Raw genomic sequence first — 20,872 nt, forward strand, 5'->3', positions numbered from 1 at the left:
ATCTGTTTTTCACTATTATCTGACTTTAGTATTCAAATTGACATTTTCTTCGTATATTATCACTTTTTGGGTATTTATTTTTATATACTTTGTATATTGACTTTTATTTCTTCAAAATGTAGTATATACATATATATATTAAAAGGAGGGTTTACAATGAAAACAGTTAAAATATCATTAAATTCAATCGATAAGGTAAAATCATTTGTTAACGATGTAACAAAATTTGATTCAGATTTTGATCTAGTTTCAGGAAGATATGTAATTGATGCTAAATCAATTATGGGTATTTTCAGTTTAGATTTATCTAAACCAATCGATCTTAATATCCACAATGAAGAAAGTGTTGATAAGATTCTTTCAATTCTTAATCCTTACATTGTTGAATAAATCTTTATATTAATTAAAGTAATTAATGTGGAGAGGATACGAAGTATCCTCTTTTTTTATTACTCATATTCATGTTTTCAATAATTTTCTAACTATTAAATTTTTTCCTACTTAACATTAGAATTTCAAAAGTCATTCATAGTTAAAATTGTGTATATCGATAAACTAAATCATGACTTTTGACATTCTAATCTCATTTAGTCTACTAAGATTGTTTCTTTCGTATCTAATGCAACTTTAACTAATTCTTCTATTTGTTCTTCCAAGTTTCTTTCTGATCTTTCAATTGCTTTTAAGCTTGGTTTTGTTACTGGATGTTTCGCAACGAATATCGTACAACAATCTTCAAATGGTAGTATAGAAGTCTCATAAGTATCAATTTTTTCTGCAACATCAACGATATCTTGTTTATCAAATCCAATCACTGGACGGAATACTGGCATCGTACATACAGAATTCGTAGCATTTAAGCTCTGCAACGTCTGGCTTGCTACTTGACCGATACTTTCTCCAGTAACTAAAGCTAACGCACCATTGTCATTTGCAATCTGTTCTGCAATCTTCATCATATATCTTCTCATGATTATGGTTAATTCATCATGAGGACATTTTTCATAAATGTATAATTGAATATCCGTAAAGTTAATAACATGTAACTTGATAGGACCGGAATATCTTGAAACGATTCTAGCCAAATCTACTACTTTTTGCTTTGCTCTCTCACTTGTATATGGTGGTGCATGAAAATAAGTTGCTTCCAGACTAACACCACGCTTAGCAACCATGTATCCAGCAACTGGACTGTCAATTCCACCAGATAATAGAAGCATTGCTTTTCCATTGGTTCCAACTGGCATGCCACCTGGACCTGGAATGATCAAGGAATATACATATCCTTTCGTACGAATCTCTACATTAATTTTAACTTCTGGATTGTGGACATCAACTTTCATATTTGGAAAACGATCTAAAAGGTACTCACCCATTTTCATACAGATCTCTGGTGACGTAAATGGATAACGTTTATCCGCTCTTTTCGCTTCTACTTTGAAGGTAAAACTCTTATCTTTGTACATCTGTTCCACATAATCACCAACAGCTTTGGCTAAAGGATCCCATTCGCAGTCATCGATCTGAACTACTGGACAGATTGATGCAACACCGAATACTCTCTTGATTGCATCGACAGTTTCATCATAATCATAACTCTCTGGACATTCAACAAAGATTCTACCTTGCTCTTTGATTACATTGAAATTTCCTACTTCTTTTAATGCATATTTGATTTGATCACGTAATGCATTCTCAAAGATATATCGGTTCTTTCCCTTAATCCCTATTTCTGCATATTTTATTAAAAATGCTTTAAACATATTTTCTCCTTTTGTGATAACTCTTTCTCTTTTGGTTATCTATCTCGTCATTTATTTTATTTATATAAAACTCAACGTTATTTAATGTTTATTTAGTTGTGTATAGTTATCTCTTAATGTCTACGATACTTACGTAATAAAGGAATGATTTCATTCAATGCTGACACCGCGTAATCAATTTCCTCTCTTGTAGTATTCACAGAAAAACTAAATCTTATTGTCGAATCCAACAATTCCTTTTTCACACCGATAGCAATTAATGTACCACTTAAACTTGGATGATTAGAGGAACAAGCTGATCCTGCTGATACATATACATTCTTCTCTTCCAAAGCATGTAAAAGTACTTCACTTCGAATTCCTGCAAAACTTACACTAATAATATGTGGTGCAGTAGATTTTATATTATCATCAAGTCCATTTATAGTAACTTCTTCTATTTCCTTCATTCGATCGATAAAATATTGCTTTAGTTCGTATAAATGGTTGATTTTTTGTTCATGATTATTATATATTTCAAAAACTGCTTGTCCTAACCCTGCGATTGCAGGAACATTCTCGGTTCCAGAACGCAATCCTTTTTGTTGATCCCCACCAAAAAGGATTGGTTTCACTTTTACTTTATCACGAACGAATAGAATTCCGCTCCCCTTAGGACCATGTATTTTATGCCCACTGATGGATAACAAATCAATTCCAAGACGTTTTGGATAGATAAGGTATTTACCAAATGCTTGGATAGCGTCCACGTGGAATAAGGTATTCTTATTAGCTTCTTTTATAATATTAGATATCTGTTCAATCTCTTGGACAGCACCGATTTCATTGTTTACATACATAACAGACACTAATATTGTCTCATCTGTTATCTCATTCTTTAATTGTTCGATGTCTATCTTTCCTTTATTGTCTACATTAAGATAGGTGATTCGAAAGCCAAAATCTTCAAGATAGATTAAAGGATTATATACCGAAGGATGTTCAATCCTTGTAGTAATAATATGATTTCCTGCACGCTTATTTGCGAATGCAGTACCAATTAATGCCTGATTATTCGATTCTGTTCCCCCTGAGGTGAATATAATTTCTTTTTCATCAACTTTAAGATTCTTTGCTATAATCTGCTTTGATTCTTTGATATATTGTTCTGCCTTCATTCCTTTTGAATGCATACTGGAAGGATTACCATAATCTTCTCTAAGGGTTTTTATCATTATATCTTTCACAGAATCAAATACTTGTGTTGTCGCTGCATTATCTAAATATGCTTCCATTCTTTATTTACTCCATCCAACTTATGACCCTTATATGGGTTTTGCCTACTTGTCTTCTTCTAGTTCAAACATCAAAAGAGAGAGAATCGTAAGCCCTGCAGTTTCGGTTCTTAGAATTCTCTTACCTAATGTAATTGGTTTAATCTGATGTTCCATTGCATCATTGATTTCTGATTCTTCAAAGCCGCCTTCTGGACCAATAAATACTCCTAGTGAAGTGTGGCCCTTAGCTTCCTTAACAATCTTCTTAGAAGCTTCAATTCCTGTTTCTTTCTCATATGGAATAACATTATAATCAAGACTCTTTGCAAAAGCTAAAGCCTCTTTGTATGTTATAGGTTTTCTAACAATTGGTATAATTCCTCGATTTGACTGTTTCGCCGCACTTACTGCAATAGACTGCCATCTATCTACTTTTTTTAATTCTTTTTTATCGTCAAATTTTACAATCGTTCTTCTTGTAACTACAGGAATCACTTCATATACACCTAATTCAACTGCCTTCTGAATAATTAATTCCATCTTATCCTTTTTTGGCAAGCCTTGAAATAGATATATTTTTGTGTTTAATTCAGTATCAGAACTTCTTTCTTCTAATACTTTTGTTATAATCTCCGAATTAGATACAGCCTCTATTATACAATAAAAGTCTTTTCCTTGTCCATCACAAATTATGATTTCCTCTTTTTCCTTCATTCTCAATACATTCTTGATGTGATTAACATCTTCACCAGTAATTCTTATCTCTTCTCCACCTGTTTGACTAGGATCCACATAAAAACGGTACATACCAATTCTCCTTCTTTATCCATAATGATATTAGTGCCAGCTTCGCACAATCGAAAAAGGGAACGAATTATAAGTTCGTTCCCTTCATACTCTATTCTGGCTTTCTAGCGACTATTGAAACCCAATCTCCCATTTCATTAATCTCTATGATTTCAAAACCATTTTGTAAAATAGCCTGAACTACTTCCTCTTTTTTCATATTAATGATACCTGAAGATATAAATAAACCATTTGGTTTCATATGTTTTCCAATCTCAGCTGATAAAGGAATAATAATATCTGCTAAGATATTTGCTACTACGATATCATAGATACCAACTCCAACTTTTTCTTGAAGCGATTCATCTTCTATAATATTTCCACTGTAAGCAATAAATTCATCATCCTTAATTCCATTTCCACTAACATTTTCATAAGTTGCTGTAAGCGCATTCGCATCAATATCTGTTGCAATAACCTTTTTTGCACCTAATTTCAAACCAATAATGGATAAGATTCCACTTCCACAACCAACATCTAATACGAGAGAATTCTTCTTTAGATGCTTCTTAAGTCCTAAAATACACAATTTCGTTGTCTCATGACTACCAGTTCCAAATGCTGTTCCAGGATCAATCTCAATTACGATATCGCCTTCATTCACCTGATCAAGCTTCTCCCAAGTTGGCTTAATAATGATATCTTCATCAATTCGAAATGGTTTAAAGAATTCTTTCCAATTGTTAATCCAATCTTTATCTTCTGTTTCAGAAATATCGATTGTTGCATCACCGATATTTACAAAAGCTTTGATTTCTTCTAGGCCTTCTTTTACTTTTGCAATCAATTCCTGTGTTTCTACCTCTGGATCAATGTAAAAGCTAATTGTAGCGGTTCCATTATCCTCATCTAATTCTGGTAATATATCAATGAACATAGCCTTCTTATCTTCTTCGCTTAAAGGAATGTTGTCGATAATCTCAATCCCTTCAATTCCTAATTCATCTAACATATTACTTACATAATCCGTTGCTTCAGTTGTTGTATTTAACGTGAATTTTGTCCACTTCACAATTATCTCTCCATTCGTTGATTGATTGCATTCCATGAGCTCAGTACAAGTTAAAAAGATTTTATTTCTAAGCTCTTATTCTATCTAAGCTCTTTATTTATTTATTTATTTTCTTAATTATTTCAAATCGTTATCTTTGCTTATTCAAAAAACTCATTAATTTTGTCTTTCAAACCTTTTTTCTTTGCTTTTTCTTTTGACTCAGTCGTATCTTGTTGGTTCGATTCTGTAGATGAATCTTTTCCAGTCATAGCATCATCAAATTGCTTTAATAAGGTTTTCTGTTCATTCGTAAGCTTCGTGGGAACTTGAACAACTAAAGTAACATAGTGATCTCCACGTACTTGTTTGTTACGAAGTGTTGGAACACCTTTTGCTCTTAATCTTACTTTTGTATCTGTCTGTGTACCTGGTTTAACAGTGTAGATTACGTCTCCATCTACTGTACTAATTCTAACATCTGCGCCTAATGCTGCATCAGCATATGAGATTGGTGCAGTTGAGAAGATATCATATTCTTGTCTTACGAAGTTAGGGTGTCTGCTTACAGATACTTCAACTAATAGATCGCCTCGTTCTCCACCATTAACTCCTGGTTCACCTTTATCACGAATGCGGATGCTTTGACCATCGTCAATACCTGCTGGGATAGATACTTTTATCGTTTTCTTCTTGCTAATGTATCCAGAACCATAACAATCTGGACATTTATCTTTCACAATCTTACCTGATCCTTTACAGTCTGGACATGTTTGAACATTTCTAACCATTCCAAATAAAGATTGTTGTGTAAATACCACTTGACCTTTACCACCACATTTTGAACAAGTCTGTGTCTGAGTGCCTGGTTTTGCACCTGTTCCATGACAAGTAGTACATTCATCTTTGAGGGTAAGTTCGATTTCTTTCTCCACACCAAATACTGCTTCTTCAAATGTGATACGTACGCTAGTTCTTAAGTTCTGGCCTTTCATTGGACCGTTATTTGCTCTTGATCTACTTCTTCCGCCACCGAATAAGTCGCCAAATAGATCACCAAAGATATCTCCCATATCTCCCATGTTACCAAAATCAAATCCACCAGCTCCGCCGCCGGCTCCATCGAATGCAGAGTGGCCAAATTGGTCATATTGTCTACGTTTATCTGCATCTGAAAGTACGGTATATGCCTCAGAAGCTTCTTTAAACTTAGCTTCTGCCTCTTTATCTCCTGGATTAGTATCTGGATGATATTTCTTTGCTAATTGTCTATATGCCTTTTTAAGATCAGCATCAGTAGCACTTCTACTAACACCAAGCACTTCGTAATAATCTCGTTTATCTGCCATTATTCTCACCTTCCTAAAAACTATGTAAGAAAAGAATATTCATGAAGTATCTTTAATAAATTATATGATTTCATGAATAGTAATTCTCTCCTACACATCACTCTCTCTGTTATTTCTCTATATTATGTTCCATAAGTGTGTCTTATTTCACTTTTTCTCTTTATACTGACAAATAGGCCGCCAATTCTGACCGCCTATTTGTGCTTTTTGCTGTAGGACTGACCCAAAGCTTATATTACTGAATACTTATTGTTTCGTCAAGTTTTTTTCAAAATAATAAAGTCATATTTCTAATATAGCAATATCTTATTGTTAATCAACTTAACTAGGTTTCTAAATATTCTAATTATACTTCTCTGTAATCTCCATCAACTACGTCATCAGCTTGGTATGTTTGACCTGCACCAGCACCTGACATATCAGGACCTGCGCCTGCTGCTCCAGCTGCGCCTTGTGCTTGTTCATATACTTTTGCAAATAATGCTTGAGCACTTTCCATTAATTTTTCTTTGGCAGCTTTGATGTCTTCAACTTCACCATCAGACATAACTTCTGGATTTGATTTTTCAACTAATTCTTTTAAGTGAGTTAAATCAGCTTCTACTTTCGTCTTATCGTTAGCATCAATCTTATCACCAACTTCGTTTAATGCTTTTTCAGTTTGGAATACCATTGAATCTGCATCATTACGAACTTCAATTGCTTCTTTACGTTTTTTATCTTGAGCTTCAAATTCAGCTGCTTCTTTAACAGCTTTATCGATATCTGCATCAGAAAGGTTTGATCCAGCTGTAATTGTGATGTGTTGTTCTCTACCAGTTCCAAGATCTTTTGCTGATACATTTACGATACCATTGGCATCGATATCAAATGTTACTTCGATTTGTGGAACACCTCTTCTTGCTGGTGGAATACCATCAAGTCTGAATTGTCCAAGTGATTTGTTATCTCTAGCAAATTGTCTTTCACCTTGAACAACGTTGATATCTACTGCTTCTTGGTTATCAGCTGCAGTTGAGAAGATTTGGCTCTTCTTAGTTGGGATTGTAGTATTTCTTTCGATTAATCTTGTAGCTACACCACCCATTGTTTCGATAGATAATGATAATGGAGTTACGTCTAATAATAAGATATCTCCTGCACCAGCATCTCCTGCTAATTTACCACCTTGAATAGAAGCACCAATTGCTACACATTCATCTGGGTTAAGTGTTTTTGAAGGTTCGTGACCTGTTAATTGTTTTACTTTATCTTGAACAGCTGGGATACGAGTTGATCCACCAACTAATAATACTTTGCTTAATTCAGAAGATGTTAAACCAGCATCTCTTAGAGCGTTTTGAACTGGAGTTGCAGTTCTTTCAACTAAGTCATGAGTTAATTCATCGAATTTTGCTCTTGTTAAGTTTAAGTCAAAATGTTTTGGTCCTTCTGCAGTTGCAGTAATGAAAGGTAAGTTAATGTTTGTTGTAGATGCTGATGATAATTCTTTCTTAGCTTTTTCAGCAGCTTCTTTTAATCTTTGAAGAGCCATCTTATCTGTTGATAAGTCTACACCTTCTGTTTTCTTGAATTCATCAATCATGAATCTTGTGATTCTTTCATCAAAGTCATCTCCACCTAGTCTGTTATCACCTGATGTTGATAATACTTCGATAACACCATCACCGATTTCAATGATAGATACGTCGAATGTACCACCACCTAAATCGTAAACCATGATTTTTTGTTCATGTTCATTATCAAGACCATAAGCTAATGCAGCTGCAGTAGGCTCGTTGATAATTCTCTTAACATCAAGACCTGCAATCTTACCAGCGTCTTTTGTTGCTTGTCTTTGAGCATCGTTAAAGTATGCAGGAACTGTAATAACTGCTTCTGAAACAGTTTCTCCTAAGTAGCTTTCAGCATCTGCTTTTAATTTTTGAAGAATCATTGCTGAGATCTCTTGTGGAGAGTATTTCTTATCATCAATACCTACTCTATATTCAGTACCCATATGTCTCTTAATAGAAGAGATTGTTTTATCTGAATTTGTTACTGCTTGACGTTTTGCTGGTTCACCAACAAGTCTTTCTCCAGTTTTTGTGAAAGCTACGATGGATGGAGTTGTTCTAGCGCCTTCTACGTTAGCGATAACAACTGGTTTTCCACCTTCCATAACAGCTACACATGAATTTGTTGTTCCTAAGTCAATTCCTATAATTTTACCCATGATATATTCCTCCTAAATTTAATCAAACTTACAATTATGTTTCAAATCAATTATTTTATAATTAATATAATATAAAGCTTATATAAAACTTTTAATAAAAACGTTAACTTAATTAACTACTTTAACCATACTATGGCGAATTACGCTATCTTTGTATGTGTATCCTTTTTGGAATTCATCTGATACAATATTTTCACCTAGATTATCATCTTCGGCATGCATTACTGCATTATGAAGATTTGGATCAAATTCTTTGCCAACAGCTTCAATTGGTTTTACACCAGCATCTTCAAGTGTTTGCACAAATTGTTTATAAATCTTCTCAATTCCTTGAACAAAAGCACCTTCTTTTTCTTCTTCTGTAATTGTATCAAAACCTCTTTCAAAGTTATCAACAACTGGAAGAATCTTTTCTATGATATCTTTTGCTCCAATCTCAAACATTTGAGATTTTTCTCTTTCAGAACGTTTACGGAAGTTATCAAATTCAGCCATAGTTCTCATTAATCTATCGTTTAATTCTTCGATTTGAAGATCTTTTTTATCTTTCTTATCTTTTTTGAAGAAAGATTTTTTTTCTTTTGATGTTTCTTTTTCCTCTAAGGAATCCTCATCATCCTCATTAAGTACTTCTTCTTCGCTCTCTAAAACCTCAGTAGTATCCTCTACTTCGCCTTCTATTACTTGATCTTCTTGCTTTAATTCTTCTTTACTTGTTTCTTTTTCTGACACGATTAATAGCCACCTTTCTGGTTATTTTCTATACTATGTTTTATTCTTAAAGATATCATCCAGTTGACCAGTCAGGGTCTTAAGTGTACTTACTACCTTTTCATAATCCATTCTCTTAGGTCCTATTATTCCAATTGTACCTGTAACTCCATCTTCAATTTCATAAGTAGCAGTTACAACGGAACAATCTTTCATTGTCTTAACTGGTGATTCATCTCCAATATATACCTGAATACCTTTGTTATCCTCATGTTCATTACTCTCAGCTATAAAATCAGTTAGCATTTTCTTCTCTTCAAATGCTGATAATAATTCGCTTGCCCTCTCTCTATCACTGAGTTCAGGATATTTCAAGATATTTGTTGCTCCACTTGTATAAATCTCTAGATCATCTTCTTCTTTAATTGCCTGAGCTACTGCATCCAAGATATCATTTACAATAGAGCTATGGACACCAGCTTGTTCCTTCATTTTCTGGATAACAGATAAATTAATCTCTGTGATATCAAGTCCATTTAAGAAGGTATTTAGAAGAATATTCATCTTCAATATAGTTTCCTTATCAAGTTCGTCATTAATGTGTATCATCTTATTCTTAACAATGTTACCATCTAATACAATTACTGCAAGAATCTGTGTAGTATCAACTTCCGCTAATTGTAAGAACTTAACTTTCTTATGCTTATACTTTGGTGTACTTACCATCGTTGCATAATTCGTATTGACAGCCAATAACTTTGCCACTTGTTGTAATAATAATTCAATACGATCTGTCTTCTGAGTCAATAGTTCCTTCATCTCATCTACTTCATGAACTTTGGATTCCATCATAGTATCAACATATAATCGATATCCTTTATCCGAAGGAATTCTTCCTGCAGAAGTATGTGGTTGAATAATGTAACCTAACTCTTCTAGGTCTGCCATCTCATTGCGAATGGTTGCAGAACTTAGACTTAAATCTGTATATTTTGATATTGTTCTAGAACCTACAGGTTCGCCAGTCTCTAAATAATTACGGATAATCGCTTGTAATATTTTAAGCTTTCTCTCATCTAACTGCATCCAATCACATCCTTTTCTCTAGAATAAGGTACATATCAGTTATTTCTTTGATTGTTAGCACTCATTCAAGTAGAGTGCTAATATCTTTATATATAACTTATCACTATCATTTTCTTTTGTCAAGAAAAATTTTATAGTAATTTCTGTTTTAATTTTCAACTCAAATGTCTCATTAAAATGTTCAAGTTCCTCACTTCGTTCGTCAAATGGCAATAAAAAAAGTAAGACTATCAATAAGGATAATCTTACTTTTTTTAGTTTAATTGCTATATTCTATACACTTAGCAACTTATTTCATATTATAAGCTAGTTATTAAATTAATTTGCTCAATGATGTTAATTGCGTTTATATACTTTTATCTTAATTGTGAAGGTTTTCTCTTTGTCTCCAATTTTAACTTTTACAAGTAAATTAGCTACTCCGTTTTCACCTGCTTTAATCTTACCTTTTTTGTCAATTAGTACTACTTTCTTATTATTTGTTGCATATTTGATACTAATACTATAATTCTTTGCTTCTTTTGGTATTGAAACAATAGCTTTTATTGATTGACCTTCATAAATTTTCTTTTTTGATGACAATTTTACTTTTACTTTATCTAGAATTTTATCAATATCAGGAGCTACAGTTGGTGCAACTGTAGATGTTGGTTGTACTGAAGGTGCTACAGTTGGCGTTGGAGTTATAGTTGGCGAGACTGTTGGTTGTGTGACAGGACCGTACGTAGGAGAACTTGTAGGTACAGTCGTTGGTGGAGCTACTGTTGGCGTAACTGTTGGGGCTACCGTTGGTGTTACAGTAGGTTGAGGTTCTTTTACTTTAACTTCACAAGTAGCTGTTTTACCAAATACTGTTGTTGCCGTTATCGTAGCTTCACCTTTATTCAATGCTTCCACCACACCGTCTGTCACTTTCGCTACCGTTTCATCTGAAGACTTCCAAGTTACATATGGATTAATATCTGGATCAGCAGTAACTTTTAAAGTATCTTTGTCTCCAACATTCATAGTTAAGCTATTTTTATCAAAAGAAATACTCTTTACATTCAGATTAACTTGATAGTCTTGTTCATTCATAGCATAATCTACTACTGCAAGCCCAAAATTATCCGTTAAATGATCCGTAACATCGAATGTAACAGTACTAGTTTTAGCCTTAGTATCTTCATTTACATATATGCTATCTACTTCTTTGTCTTTTCCCTTTTCATCTTTTTGATATAATCCTACATTTGCTACATACTGATTATCATTTACCGTTACATCAAGATAACTCTTATTATCTTTTTGATAGATTCTTGCACCTAATACCTGTGGTGCCTGCGTATCAATTGTTACAGGGAACTGCCAAGAATCTTTCATATTATTACTAATATGTCCAGTATAATCAAGATCACCCGTCACTTTATAGATACATGCTGTATCATTTGGTAACACTTTATTGTTTACATCTGTACCTGCCCAAGAATTACTATTGAGTGCGTAACTTATAATACTTGCTGACGAATAATAAAATGACTTATTATTATTTTTAGTATTATACTGATATAAAATATTTCCGGAAGAATCTGTTACTCGGTAATCAAGATTCTTCGCATTTCTTAGTAAGCTTGTTTTTACATAATCTATACTATCAAAGAAACCATCTTTATTTGGGGATATTGCAATCTTGTTCTGATCAATCGGCACTTTAACATCGCTCAAGTATGCGTATAGGTTTTGACCTAATACAACATCTAATTGTCCTAATACAGAATTATAAGCTTCACTAGAGGTCTGTGAATAATCGGTTCCTTCATATAAAGAGTCAGGCTCCATAATTGGTGCACTCGTCCAGTCTCCATAGAAGCCCATAAATGGAATGGATAAATCAACATCGTTTTGAGAATCAAGCTGTATAAATCCCTCAACAAATTCACCATTTTTAAAGTTCTTATCAAGGTATTCTTTGTCAGCACTGCTTAAAGCGATTGTTACGGCAACGGTAGCATCTGTATTCGCTTCAACAGTTAAAGTATCTCCATTAAGAACAGCATTATCTGCTGCGACATGAATACTAGGAGATAAAGCTTTCTCAGACTCTGCAATATATTTACCGTCAACTACTCCTTCTGTTAGAGTCGTTGTATTAATATGATATGTAATAGCACTACCTGATACATTCTTTACATGGAATTTCAAATGATAGATTCCTTGTTTCTCAATATCATCTCCAAATTCTATCTTTGTTCTATCTTGACCTTCTACATATAAATATCCACCAGTTGTTACAGCATTATAGATATTTACCATACCAGCACCTTGTTTTCTTGGTGAGAAAGGTAATGATGTACTCTTATTTACAATTGGTGTTGCTGTTGACATAAGAATCTGATTGATAAGGGTTTCTTTTTCTAATGGAGTTAAAGAGTCTTGATAGGTATCATCTATATACTCTTTAACCAAAGCTGTTGCACCAGCAATATGTGGACTTGCCATGGATGTTCCACTCATTAATGCATATTGATTACCTGGTACACTTGAATAGATACCCTCACCAGGTGCTGCAATCTCTGGTTTTAATTTAAGATCTGGTGTAACGCCCCAAGATGAATAATCTGAGGTATATCCTGATATATCAACACTTAGATTTTTATCTACAGTTATTTGCTGTTTCTCTTTTTCTAATCCTAATAAATATAGTCCATCCGCTTGTGTAATTGATACAGCTGGAATATCATAATTTGCTACTGACATACTTATCTGACCATCTTTATTATTGTAAATAACTGCTGCCACTGCACCAGCGTTATATGCATATGCTTCTTTCTCTGTAAAAGAAATACTTCCTCTTTGAATTAATGCAATTTTGCCAGCAACATCTTTGCCCTCATAATCTTTTGCAGTTCCAATTCCTACATCAACAAATTGATAAGGACCAGATAGTTTATCTGTAAGTTTTTGACCTTTATTTGCATTATCCGTATATTTGATTTGATTGCCATCTACAATGAATTTTTCACTCATAAAGCCTGAATTCTTAAGACTTGCTACAGAAAGGGCTGCATTATAGGTAGATGGTGATCCCACAACAGAGGTATCTGGGTTATCTGTTAATACTTTACCTTTTAAATAATTGGAATAGCTCATACTATAGTCATTACCTGCTGCACATACGAGATTAATTCCTGCTTCTTTGACACGATTATAGGCATCATCAATGACAGCTTCACCTTCGTTGGTAAAACCTGCTGCTGATCCTAAACTCATATTAATTACGTCTGTTCCAAGTTTTACTGCATCATCAAGTGCTGCTAATATAACAGTTTCTGATGCTCCACCACCTTTATCACTAAATACTTTTAATATCATCAATTGAGCTTCTGGTGCAACTCCTAAGATACCTTTTTCTAGTTCAATTGCTCCACCAGATACAACAATTGCTGAACCAGAGGCTGCTACAGTTCCTGCTACATGTGTTCCATGAGAATCACCACCAGCTACATCAGTATCACGATCGGCATAGTCATAAGTATAAGGAACTTTTGCGCTTTCATATACATCCCCACTTGTCAGATTCTGATATTGTTCTGCACTTAATTTGGTCGTATTAATTACATCATCAATATCACTCTGTGATATTCTAGGATTCGTTGGTGCATATTGAAATGCTTCATGTGAAGTATCTAGACCTGTATCAATAACTGATACAACCATTCCTTCTCCACGATATCCTGCATTCGTCCAAGTCTTATCTGCTCCAATAAAAGGAACACTATTTGTCATTGTAGGTGAGATTAATTCGTAAGTTGGAGCTACAAAAGCACTTTTAACTCCATTCATTTTCTTAATCTTATCTAACATACCGTATTTCACACGTACGGAAAATCCATTCATTACTGATGTGTAATTATAGATTTTTTCAACTTTAGTTTTGCTATCTAGACTTTGAATTTTTTGATATATGCTATCTTGAGCTGTTAATAATTGATTGGACGCTTCTTTTGCTTCGTTCGTTGTTACATATTTCTCAAACTCAGTACTTTGTAATAAATTTGGTTGACTCTCATAAGTCTCCAGTAAGGAATCATCACTAAGTTCTACTATGACATCAACTAGTTTATCTTTATCATATAAGTTTCCTAAACTATTTTGTGCGAGTGATTGTTGTTCTAATTTCTGTTTTAAGTCCTCCGCGAATCTTTTTGTATCTGTTTTACTTATCAATACCTTCTCAGCCGAATTATTATTCGTTTTTACTGCTAACGCAACTCTAGAATCTAACGATGTAAGTACTAAAACTGATGTCATTAATATTGCCCAAAAACGTTTTTTCTTTCTCATCCTCATCCCTCTTTCTAATCTTTTTCTTTTTATTACCTTGCAAACCGCATTCTTTTAGCCTTTGTTACCACCCTCCCTATTTTCTGTAATATTTTTTATTTGTTAAAAATTTAGTAAACTAATTTTGTTTCTTATTCTAATGTAATTATTTTCCAATTACAAGTTATTTTCATCGCATGTTTTCCGTAAATTTAACCAATATCATGATATTTTTTATTATTTCACGAATTATATTCTCTATTTTCTGACTTTTTGTATTATTATACATTTTGTTACATATTTATGTTATTAGAAATTATTAATTCGACAGAACCTATCGTTTCGAGATTATAATGAGCTATTCCCTTTCATTCCATAATGCATCCTATAAAATATAATTATTCTATAGTTATGATTACACCGCTTATTTTAATACTAAATTTATCTGCTTCTTAGTTTATAAGAAAGAGTATATTCAAGTACAAATCAATACCATCTATTGCTTATTAAAAGAAAAACGCAAAAAATCACCAACTAAGAACTACTTCTTAATCGGTGATTATTTAAATGTACTTGTTACTTATTATTCACTTTCTTCATCTAGTAAAAATTCTGAGAACACATAATTACTTAGATCTAGACCTCTTTCGGTTAAACAAATATAATCTTCTTGTTCCATAATTAATTTTTCATCAAGAAGTTTTGTAAGAATAGATCCATACACCTCTTGAATATCCTTTTCAAAGACCTCACAAAATCTTTTCTTACTAATTCCTCGACACATTCTAAGGCCTAAGAACATGAATTCTTCCATCTGATTGTTTCCAGAGAGTTTTTCTTCCTCTCTTCTTAATGATTCCTGATTCGATACGCAATCTATATACTGATTCAAGTTATTCTCATTATGATATCGAGCATCCCCAATAAGTGAAGAAGCTCCTAAGCCAATTCCAAGATATTCTGTCCTAGTCCAATAGGAGGAATTATGCTTCGACTCAAAACCTACCTTCGCATAATTCGATATCTCATAGCGTTCATATCCATATTCTTTTAAGACTGTCTTCGTATCTTCATAAATAGTTCGGTCGACATCTTCACTAGGAAGCTCCTTCGAATGTTCGCTTCCTTCTCCATAGAACTTCTCAAATAGTGTTCCTTCTTCAATAATTAAACTATAGGAGGATATATGCTCTGGATTCAGAGCTACTACCTTCATTAGTGAATCCAAATATGCTTGTTCCGTCTGATTTGGTAGTGAGGATATTACATCAATATTAATATTATCGAAACCAACTTTCCTAGCCAAATTATAATTTGCAACAAATTCTTCAAAGGTATGAATTCTTCCTAATAACTTTAATTCTTCATTATTAGCCGATTGAAGACCAATGCTAAGTCGATTAATTCCGGCATCTTTATATGAAAGTAGCTTATGCTTAGTTAAGGTACCAGGGTTTGCTTCTATTGTAATCTCTAATTCTTCTTTCTTCTTTATCTCAAAGATATGATAAAGATCACTTAGAATACTTGTGATGTAATCTTCATGAATACTGGAAGGAGTTCCTCCTCCAATGTAGATTGTTCGAACATTATACTGATTTGCAAGCCCCTGATAACTCCTAATTTCATTACGTAACGCGCTTACATACTTTTCTTTTACTGTATCATCTGCTGGCGCAGAAAGAAAATCGCAGTAATTACATTTTCTTTCGCAAAAAGGAATATGAATATAGATTCCCAAATCTTTTTTTGTTCTATCATGCTCTACCATACGAGGATTAGATTTCTCATATGATAGTTCTGATATTCCTTTTACTGCTGGTTCTTTATTTATCATCTAATTTTAATACACTCATGAATGCTTTTTGTGGGATCTCTACATTACCAACTTGACGCATTCTCTTCTTTCCTTCTTTTTGCTTTTCAAGAAGCTTTCTCTTTCTTGAGATATCTCCACCGTAACATTTTGCAAGTACGTCTTTACGCATTGCTTTTACGGTTTCTCTTGCAATTACTTTACTTCCAATCGCTGCTTGGATTGGAATCTCAAATAATTGTCTTGGAATCTCATCCTTTAATTTCTCACACATCTTTCTTCCTCTCTCATATGCAGTTTCTGCATGAACGATGAAGGAAAGCGCATCCACTTCTTCTTTATTGATAAGTATATCTAATTTAACAAGTTCGCTTCTCTCATATCCCTTCATTTCATAATCAAAAGAAGCATAACCCTTTGATCTTGATTTTAGAGCATCAAAAAAGTCATAGATAATCTCATTTAATGGAAGGTCGTATTTTAATAATGCTCTAGTCTCTTCCATGTATTCCATGCCAAGGTATACTCCTCTTCTTTCTTGGCATAATTGCATGATTGGCCCAACAAATTCTGTTGTTACCATAATCTCAGCACTTACCATTGGTTCCTCCATATAAGCAATCTCAGAAGGATCTGGTAGATTGGATGGATTCGTCAATTCTATCACCGAGTTATCCGTTTTATATACTTTGTAGATAACACCTGGTGCAGTTGTTACAATATCAAGATTATATTCTCTTTCTAGACGTTCTTGAATAATCTCAAGATGTAATAATCCTAAGAAACCACAACGGAAACCAAAACCTAAGGCAATCGAAGTCTCTGCTTCAAATTGAAGAGCAGCATCATTTAATTGAAGCTTTTCTAACGCATCACGAAGGTCTGGATACTTTGCACCATCTGCTGGATACATACCGCAGTAAACCATTGGATTAACTTTCTTGTAACCTGGAAGAGGTTCCTTACATGGATTCTCTGAACTTGTTACCGTATCACCTACACGTGTATCTTTTACATTTTTTAAACTAGCGGTAATGTAGCCTACCATACCAGCAGATAACTCGTCACAAGGAATAAACTGCCCTGCACCAAAGATTCCTACTTCTACAACTTCTGCTTTCGCTTTGGTTGCCATCATCTGTATTGGAGTTCCTCTCTTAACAGTTCCCTCCATAACTCTACAGAAGATGATAACTCCTTTGTATGAATCATAGAGTGAGTCAAAGATTAAAGCCTGTAATGATGCATTCTTATCACCCTTTGGTGCAGGAATCTTCGATACGATTTGCTCTAATACTTCCTCAATATTAAGGCCCATCTTAGCTGAGATTCTAGGTGCATCTTGTGCTTCAATTCCGATGATATCTTCAATCTCATTAATTACTCGGTCTGGATCCGCACTTGGTAAATCAATCTTATTAATAACTGGCATAATCTCAAGATTATGATCAATCGCAAGATAACAATTTGCTAAAGTCTGAGCTTCAATACCCTGCGCTGCATCTACAATAAGGACTGCACCTTCACAGGCTGCAAGACTTCTTGATACTTCATAATTAAAATCGACATGCCCTGGAGTATCAATTAAATTAAATATATATTCTTCTCCATCGTTTGCTTTATATACGATACGAACGGTTTGTGCTTTGATTGTAATTCCACGTTCTCTCTCTAATTCCATATTATCAAGTACTTGCGCTTGCATTTCTCTACTTGTTAACAATCCAGTTTTCTCTATAATTCGGTCAGCTAATGTTGATTTTCCATGATCAATATGAGCGATAATACAAAAATTTCTAATCTTACTTTGGTCTATTGACATATTCGTCCTCCTGCGTAAACTTTACCTATTTTACTGATGGTATTATAGCATACCGTTTGCTTTATCTCAAGGCATTTTATTCATCCTCATTATCTTCTCCAGTTAATACTTGATACAAGACTTTAGCTAGTGGTTCCATAGCATTTTTTGCCTCTTCAACTGTATTATTATTTGTACCAAGTTCAATTAATAGACTCTTTGGTTTAAAATGCAGATTAAATCGTAAAGGTTTTAAGTATATCTTCTTCGCAAAATTCGGAAATAGCTCATCTGCTTTTAATTTCATCTTAAGGCTGAATGCAAGGTTTTCTTCTTGATTTGGATTATACAGATAATCAATTGGTCCTTTTGAATTTCTACTAAGTCCATTAAAGAACATTGCTTGTGCCATCTTGACTCCATTTATAGTAACCACTCTTTTATTTCCTTCATCTCTATGTAAATCGATCAATACTTCAATAGATGGGTTTTCTTTCAAAATCGTTGGAAGTTTATCTGCAACTGCATTATAAGCTAAATTACGATTTTCTCTTCCATTTACGATATCAAATTTTGTAGTATCATGGATAACATTAATTCCATACTTGTTTCTTAAGATCTTAGCTAGACATTCGCCCACCCCTACTACTGTATCTTCTTCATCACCACTTTTGCTATCTCTAAATGCTTCCTGTGAATGCGTATGATAAATTAGTATTTGAGGCTTATCCGAATTGGTTTTCATTGTCATATCCTTTTTTAGTAACTTATTAACGCTGATGTCATTCTTCGTTAGATAGGGAGACGCTTCCCCAATATAAAACGTTTTCTTCAAAAAGGAAAAATCACTTAGCTTCTTTAATGAGTATTTGATAGAGGTTGCACTCGTTAATATTGAACCATCGTCTTCCTCCATATTATTCGTTCCTTCTGTTTCATAATAGCTGTCCCCTGTTATTAGGCTAACATCTCCTGTAATTTCATCGTTATCCGTGCTCGCTTGATGCATGATTCCAAACTCATCTGAAAAGTTACTTGCCAAATATGTATCTTTAAATAAATTATAAAACGAATCACTCTTTGCATCGTATCCCCCTTTAATAACATCCGTCATTACATATTGATTAATTGGAAATACACTCATAATATGATAGAAAAAGCTCTTATTATTTTTATTATTTGAATCTCTATTTGCTACTTCGTATTTCGCAACAGGTGAACTTGCATTAACTACGGACATTCCAATATCTAAGGTAATCTCATTTCCTAACTCACGAAAAGTTTGTCTAATATCCTTAGATGCAAATACGGAATATGCTTTCATGAAGACGTAAATACACATTATTGAAATAAATAACCATACAAAGCTATAAAGACATTTTATTAAGATTCTTTGATTTCTTTTCATAATTGCTCCCTTCTGTCGTGAGCTTATTTCATTCTGTCGCTTTTTAAGACATACAAATGATAGAGTGTCAAAAGCTTTATTTCGTATATTGAAAAGACTTTTGACCCTCTACTCCTACTATCTATATATATTCAATTTTAACTTGTTTTATAACTTCAACTAATCATAGTTTATATTAGCTTTTTATATAACCTATAAAATATAATTTTTATCACGCTAATGGTATTAGGATTGTTATTTATGAAATTTATTTAACAATAATTTTCTATACCCCTTGATATATACAAGAATTAATTGCCTCGGATATTGTATAGCTAATTCTCTTCACTGATTCATCAATGCTCTTTGGAGTTACGAACATATTACGAATGTCCTCTTCTGCTACTTCATTTAAAAAGCCATATACTTCTTCTTCTTTAAAACCCTTCTTGCGAAGAAAACCCTCCATTGTATCATTCACGATTGTAGCTGCATCAACTACCGTTGGAACTCCTAATGCAATTACTTTCACACCAAGACTTTCTTCATTTAAGGCATTACGGTTATTACCAACTCCAGATCCTGGACTAATTCCTGTATCTGTAATCTGAACGGTTGTATTGAGTCTATGAATACTCCTTGCAGCTAATGCATCTATCACTATAATTAATTTTGGCTTTGTTTCATTGATAACTCCTCTTAGTATCTCACTTGATTCCATACCTGTTTGTCCCATAACACCTGGTGCGATTGCACTGAGTGAACCCATATCATGTCTCTTACGGAATTCATCTCCGAATTCTCGAATCAGATGTCTTGTAACGTATAGATTATCTACCACCTGTGGTCCCAAAGAGTCTGGTGTTACTTCCCTGTTACCTAACCCTGCTATTAGTATTTCACTTTCTTTCAAACCACCTGATAACTGATTCAGATATTTTGCAATTTCTTCTGAAAGTGGTCTGTTATAATCCTCATCATCTTCCTCCATTTTTGGAGCTTCGATTGTAATATAAGTACCAATAGGCTTTCTCATTGCCTTAGCACCCTTTTCATCTTTAATTACTACAGTTGTAACTTTGATATCCTTATTTTCATTATAATCTTCTGTTAGCACTACCCCTTTAATTTCAACATCATCTTCTTCAAAACTTTCTCTTACTTCTAATGCTAAATCGGTTCTTCTTCCATAAATATTTTGATTCAATTTATTCCCTGCCTTCCTTACATATAATAACCTAAATCAATTTCTTTGTATTATTTTTACCCTAAAATATCAAAATATGTATTGACATACGCTTTTGTTTATACTAAGATATAAAGGATGTTTACATTAGATCGACCGTGTC

The 20,872-nt window shown here is 33.5% G+C and carries 14 protein-coding genes; 1 reads left to right on the forward strand and 13 read right to left on the reverse strand.

Features of this window, described 5'->3' with window-relative positions; all coding sequences use genetic code 11:
• The first annotated feature begins 156 nt into the window (after positions 1-156).
• The gene (locus bsdtb5_RS15165) at positions 157-390 is read left to right on the forward strand and encodes an HPr family phosphocarrier protein (RefSeq protein WP_271712819.1); all 234 of its coding nucleotides are present in this window, start codon (positions 157-159) and stop codon (positions 388-390) included.
• Positions 391-587: 197 nt separating this feature from the next.
• Here bsdtb5_RS15165 and thiI read toward each other — a convergent pair whose 3' ends face one another.
• From thiI to gpr, 13 genes are all read right to left on the reverse strand, one after another.
• On the reverse strand, positions 588-1,763 hold the full coding sequence (gene thiI, locus bsdtb5_RS15170) for a tRNA uracil 4-sulfurtransferase ThiI (protein WP_271712820.1): 1,176 nt from the start codon (positions 1,761-1,763) through the stop codon (positions 588-590).
• Between the two features lie 113 nt (positions 1,764-1,876).
• Positions 1,877-3,037 carry a cysteine desulfurase family protein gene (locus tag bsdtb5_RS15175; protein WP_271712821.1) on the reverse strand — a complete coding sequence of 387 codons (1,161 nt, stop codon included), beginning with the start codon at positions 3,035-3,037 and terminating at the stop codon, positions 1,877-1,879.
• Positions 3,038-3,082: 45 nt separating this feature from the next.
• Positions 3,083-3,826 carry a 16S rRNA (uracil(1498)-N(3))-methyltransferase gene (locus bsdtb5_RS15180; protein WP_271712822.1) on the reverse strand — a complete coding sequence of 248 codons (744 nt, stop codon included), beginning with the start codon at positions 3,824-3,826 and terminating at the stop codon, positions 3,083-3,085.
• A gap of 91 nt (positions 3,827-3,917) precedes the next feature.
• Entirely contained in the window at positions 3,918-4,877 is a 960-nt protein-coding gene (prmA, locus tag bsdtb5_RS15185) for a 50S ribosomal protein L11 methyltransferase (RefSeq protein WP_271712823.1), read from the reverse strand.
• Positions 4,878-5,017: 140 nt separating this feature from the next.
• Positions 5,018-6,205 carry a molecular chaperone DnaJ gene (gene dnaJ, locus bsdtb5_RS15190; RefSeq protein WP_271712824.1) on the reverse strand — a complete coding sequence of 396 codons (1,188 nt, stop codon included), beginning with the start codon at positions 6,203-6,205 and terminating at the stop codon, positions 5,018-5,020.
• 346 nt (positions 6,206-6,551) lie between these two features.
• Positions 6,552-8,420 carry a molecular chaperone DnaK gene (gene dnaK, locus bsdtb5_RS15195; RefSeq protein ID WP_271712825.1) on the reverse strand — a complete coding sequence of 623 codons (1,869 nt, stop codon included), beginning with the start codon at positions 8,418-8,420 and terminating at the stop codon, positions 6,552-6,554.
• A 108-nt stretch (positions 8,421-8,528) separates the two neighbouring features.
• Positions 8,529-9,152 carry a nucleotide exchange factor GrpE gene (gene grpE / locus bsdtb5_RS15200; RefSeq protein ID WP_330611682.1) on the reverse strand — a complete coding sequence of 208 codons (624 nt, stop codon included), beginning with the start codon at positions 9,150-9,152 and terminating at the stop codon, positions 8,529-8,531.
• A gap of 33 nt (positions 9,153-9,185) precedes the next feature.
• Positions 9,186-10,217: a heat-inducible transcriptional repressor HrcA gene (hrcA, locus tag bsdtb5_RS15205; RefSeq protein ID WP_271712826.1), complete on the reverse strand. Its 1,032-nt coding sequence runs from the start codon at positions 10,215-10,217 to the stop codon at positions 9,186-9,188.
• 336 nt (positions 10,218-10,553) lie between these two features.
• The gene (locus tag bsdtb5_RS15210; RefSeq protein WP_271712827.1) at positions 10,554-14,540 is read right to left on the reverse strand and encodes a S8 family serine peptidase; all 3,987 of its coding nucleotides are present in this window, start codon (positions 14,538-14,540) and stop codon (positions 10,554-10,556) included.
• A gap of 562 nt (positions 14,541-15,102) precedes the next feature.
• Positions 15,103-16,290, reverse strand: coding sequence for a radical SAM family heme chaperone HemW (gene hemW, locus bsdtb5_RS15215; protein WP_271716122.1), 1,188 nt, complete (start codon positions 16,288-16,290; stop codon positions 15,103-15,105).
• A 55-nt stretch (positions 16,291-16,345) separates the two neighbouring features.
• Positions 16,346-18,157 carry a translation elongation factor 4 gene (lepA, locus tag bsdtb5_RS15220; RefSeq protein WP_271712828.1) on the reverse strand — a complete coding sequence of 604 codons (1,812 nt, stop codon included), beginning with the start codon at positions 18,155-18,157 and terminating at the stop codon, positions 16,346-16,348.
• 76 nt (positions 18,158-18,233) lie between these two features.
• The gene (gene spoIIP, locus bsdtb5_RS15225; RefSeq protein ID WP_271712829.1) at positions 18,234-19,544 is read right to left on the reverse strand and encodes a stage II sporulation protein P; all 1,311 of its coding nucleotides are present in this window, start codon (positions 19,542-19,544) and stop codon (positions 18,234-18,236) included.
• 265 nt (positions 19,545-19,809) lie between these two features.
• Positions 19,810-20,730: a GPR endopeptidase gene (gene gpr, locus bsdtb5_RS15230; protein WP_271712830.1), complete on the reverse strand. Its 921-nt coding sequence runs from the start codon at positions 20,728-20,730 to the stop codon at positions 19,810-19,812.
• Positions 20,731-20,872: the final 142 nt, after the last annotated feature.

Source organism: Anaeromicropila herbilytica, from assembly GCF_016591975.1.
Lineage (GTDB): Bacteria > Bacillota > Clostridia > Lachnospirales > Lachnospiraceae > Anaeromicropila > Anaeromicropila herbilytica.

Coding starts and splice junctions, on each gene's coding strand:
- bsdtb5_RS15165 (WP_271712819.1), top strand. CDS start 157: ATGAAAACAGTTAAAATATCATTAAATTCAATCGATAAGGTAAAATCA.
- thiI (WP_271712820.1), bottom strand. CDS start 1,763: ATGTTTAAAGCATTTTTAATAAAATATGCAGAAATAGGGATTAAGGGA.
- bsdtb5_RS15175 (WP_271712821.1), bottom strand. CDS start 3,037: ATGGAAGCATATTTAGATAATGCAGCGACAACACAAGTATTTGATTCT.
- bsdtb5_RS15180 (WP_271712822.1), bottom strand. CDS start 3,826: ATGTACCGTTTTTATGTGGATCCTAGTCAAACAGGTGGAGAAGAGATA.
- dnaJ (WP_271712824.1), bottom strand. CDS start 6,205: ATGGCAGATAAACGAGATTATTACGAAGTGCTTGGTGTTAGTAGAAGT.
- dnaK (WP_271712825.1), bottom strand. CDS start 8,420: ATGGGTAAAATTATAGGAATTGACTTAGGAACAACAAATTCATGTGTA.
- hrcA (WP_271712826.1), bottom strand. CDS start 10,217: ATGCAGTTAGATGAGAGAAAGCTTAAAATATTACAAGCGATTATCCGT.
- bsdtb5_RS15210 (WP_271712827.1), bottom strand. CDS start 14,540: ATGAGAAAGAAAAAACGTTTTTGGGCAATATTAATGACATCAGTTTTA.
- hemW (WP_271716122.1), bottom strand. CDS start 16,290: ATGGTAGAGCATGATAGAACAAAAAAAGATTTGGGAATCTATATTCAT.
- lepA (WP_271712828.1), bottom strand. CDS start 18,157: ATGTCAATAGACCAAAGTAAGATTAGAAATTTTTGTATTATCGCTCAT.
- spoIIP (WP_271712829.1), bottom strand. CDS start 19,544: ATGAAAAGAAATCAAAGAATCTTAATAAAATGTCTTTATAGCTTTGTA.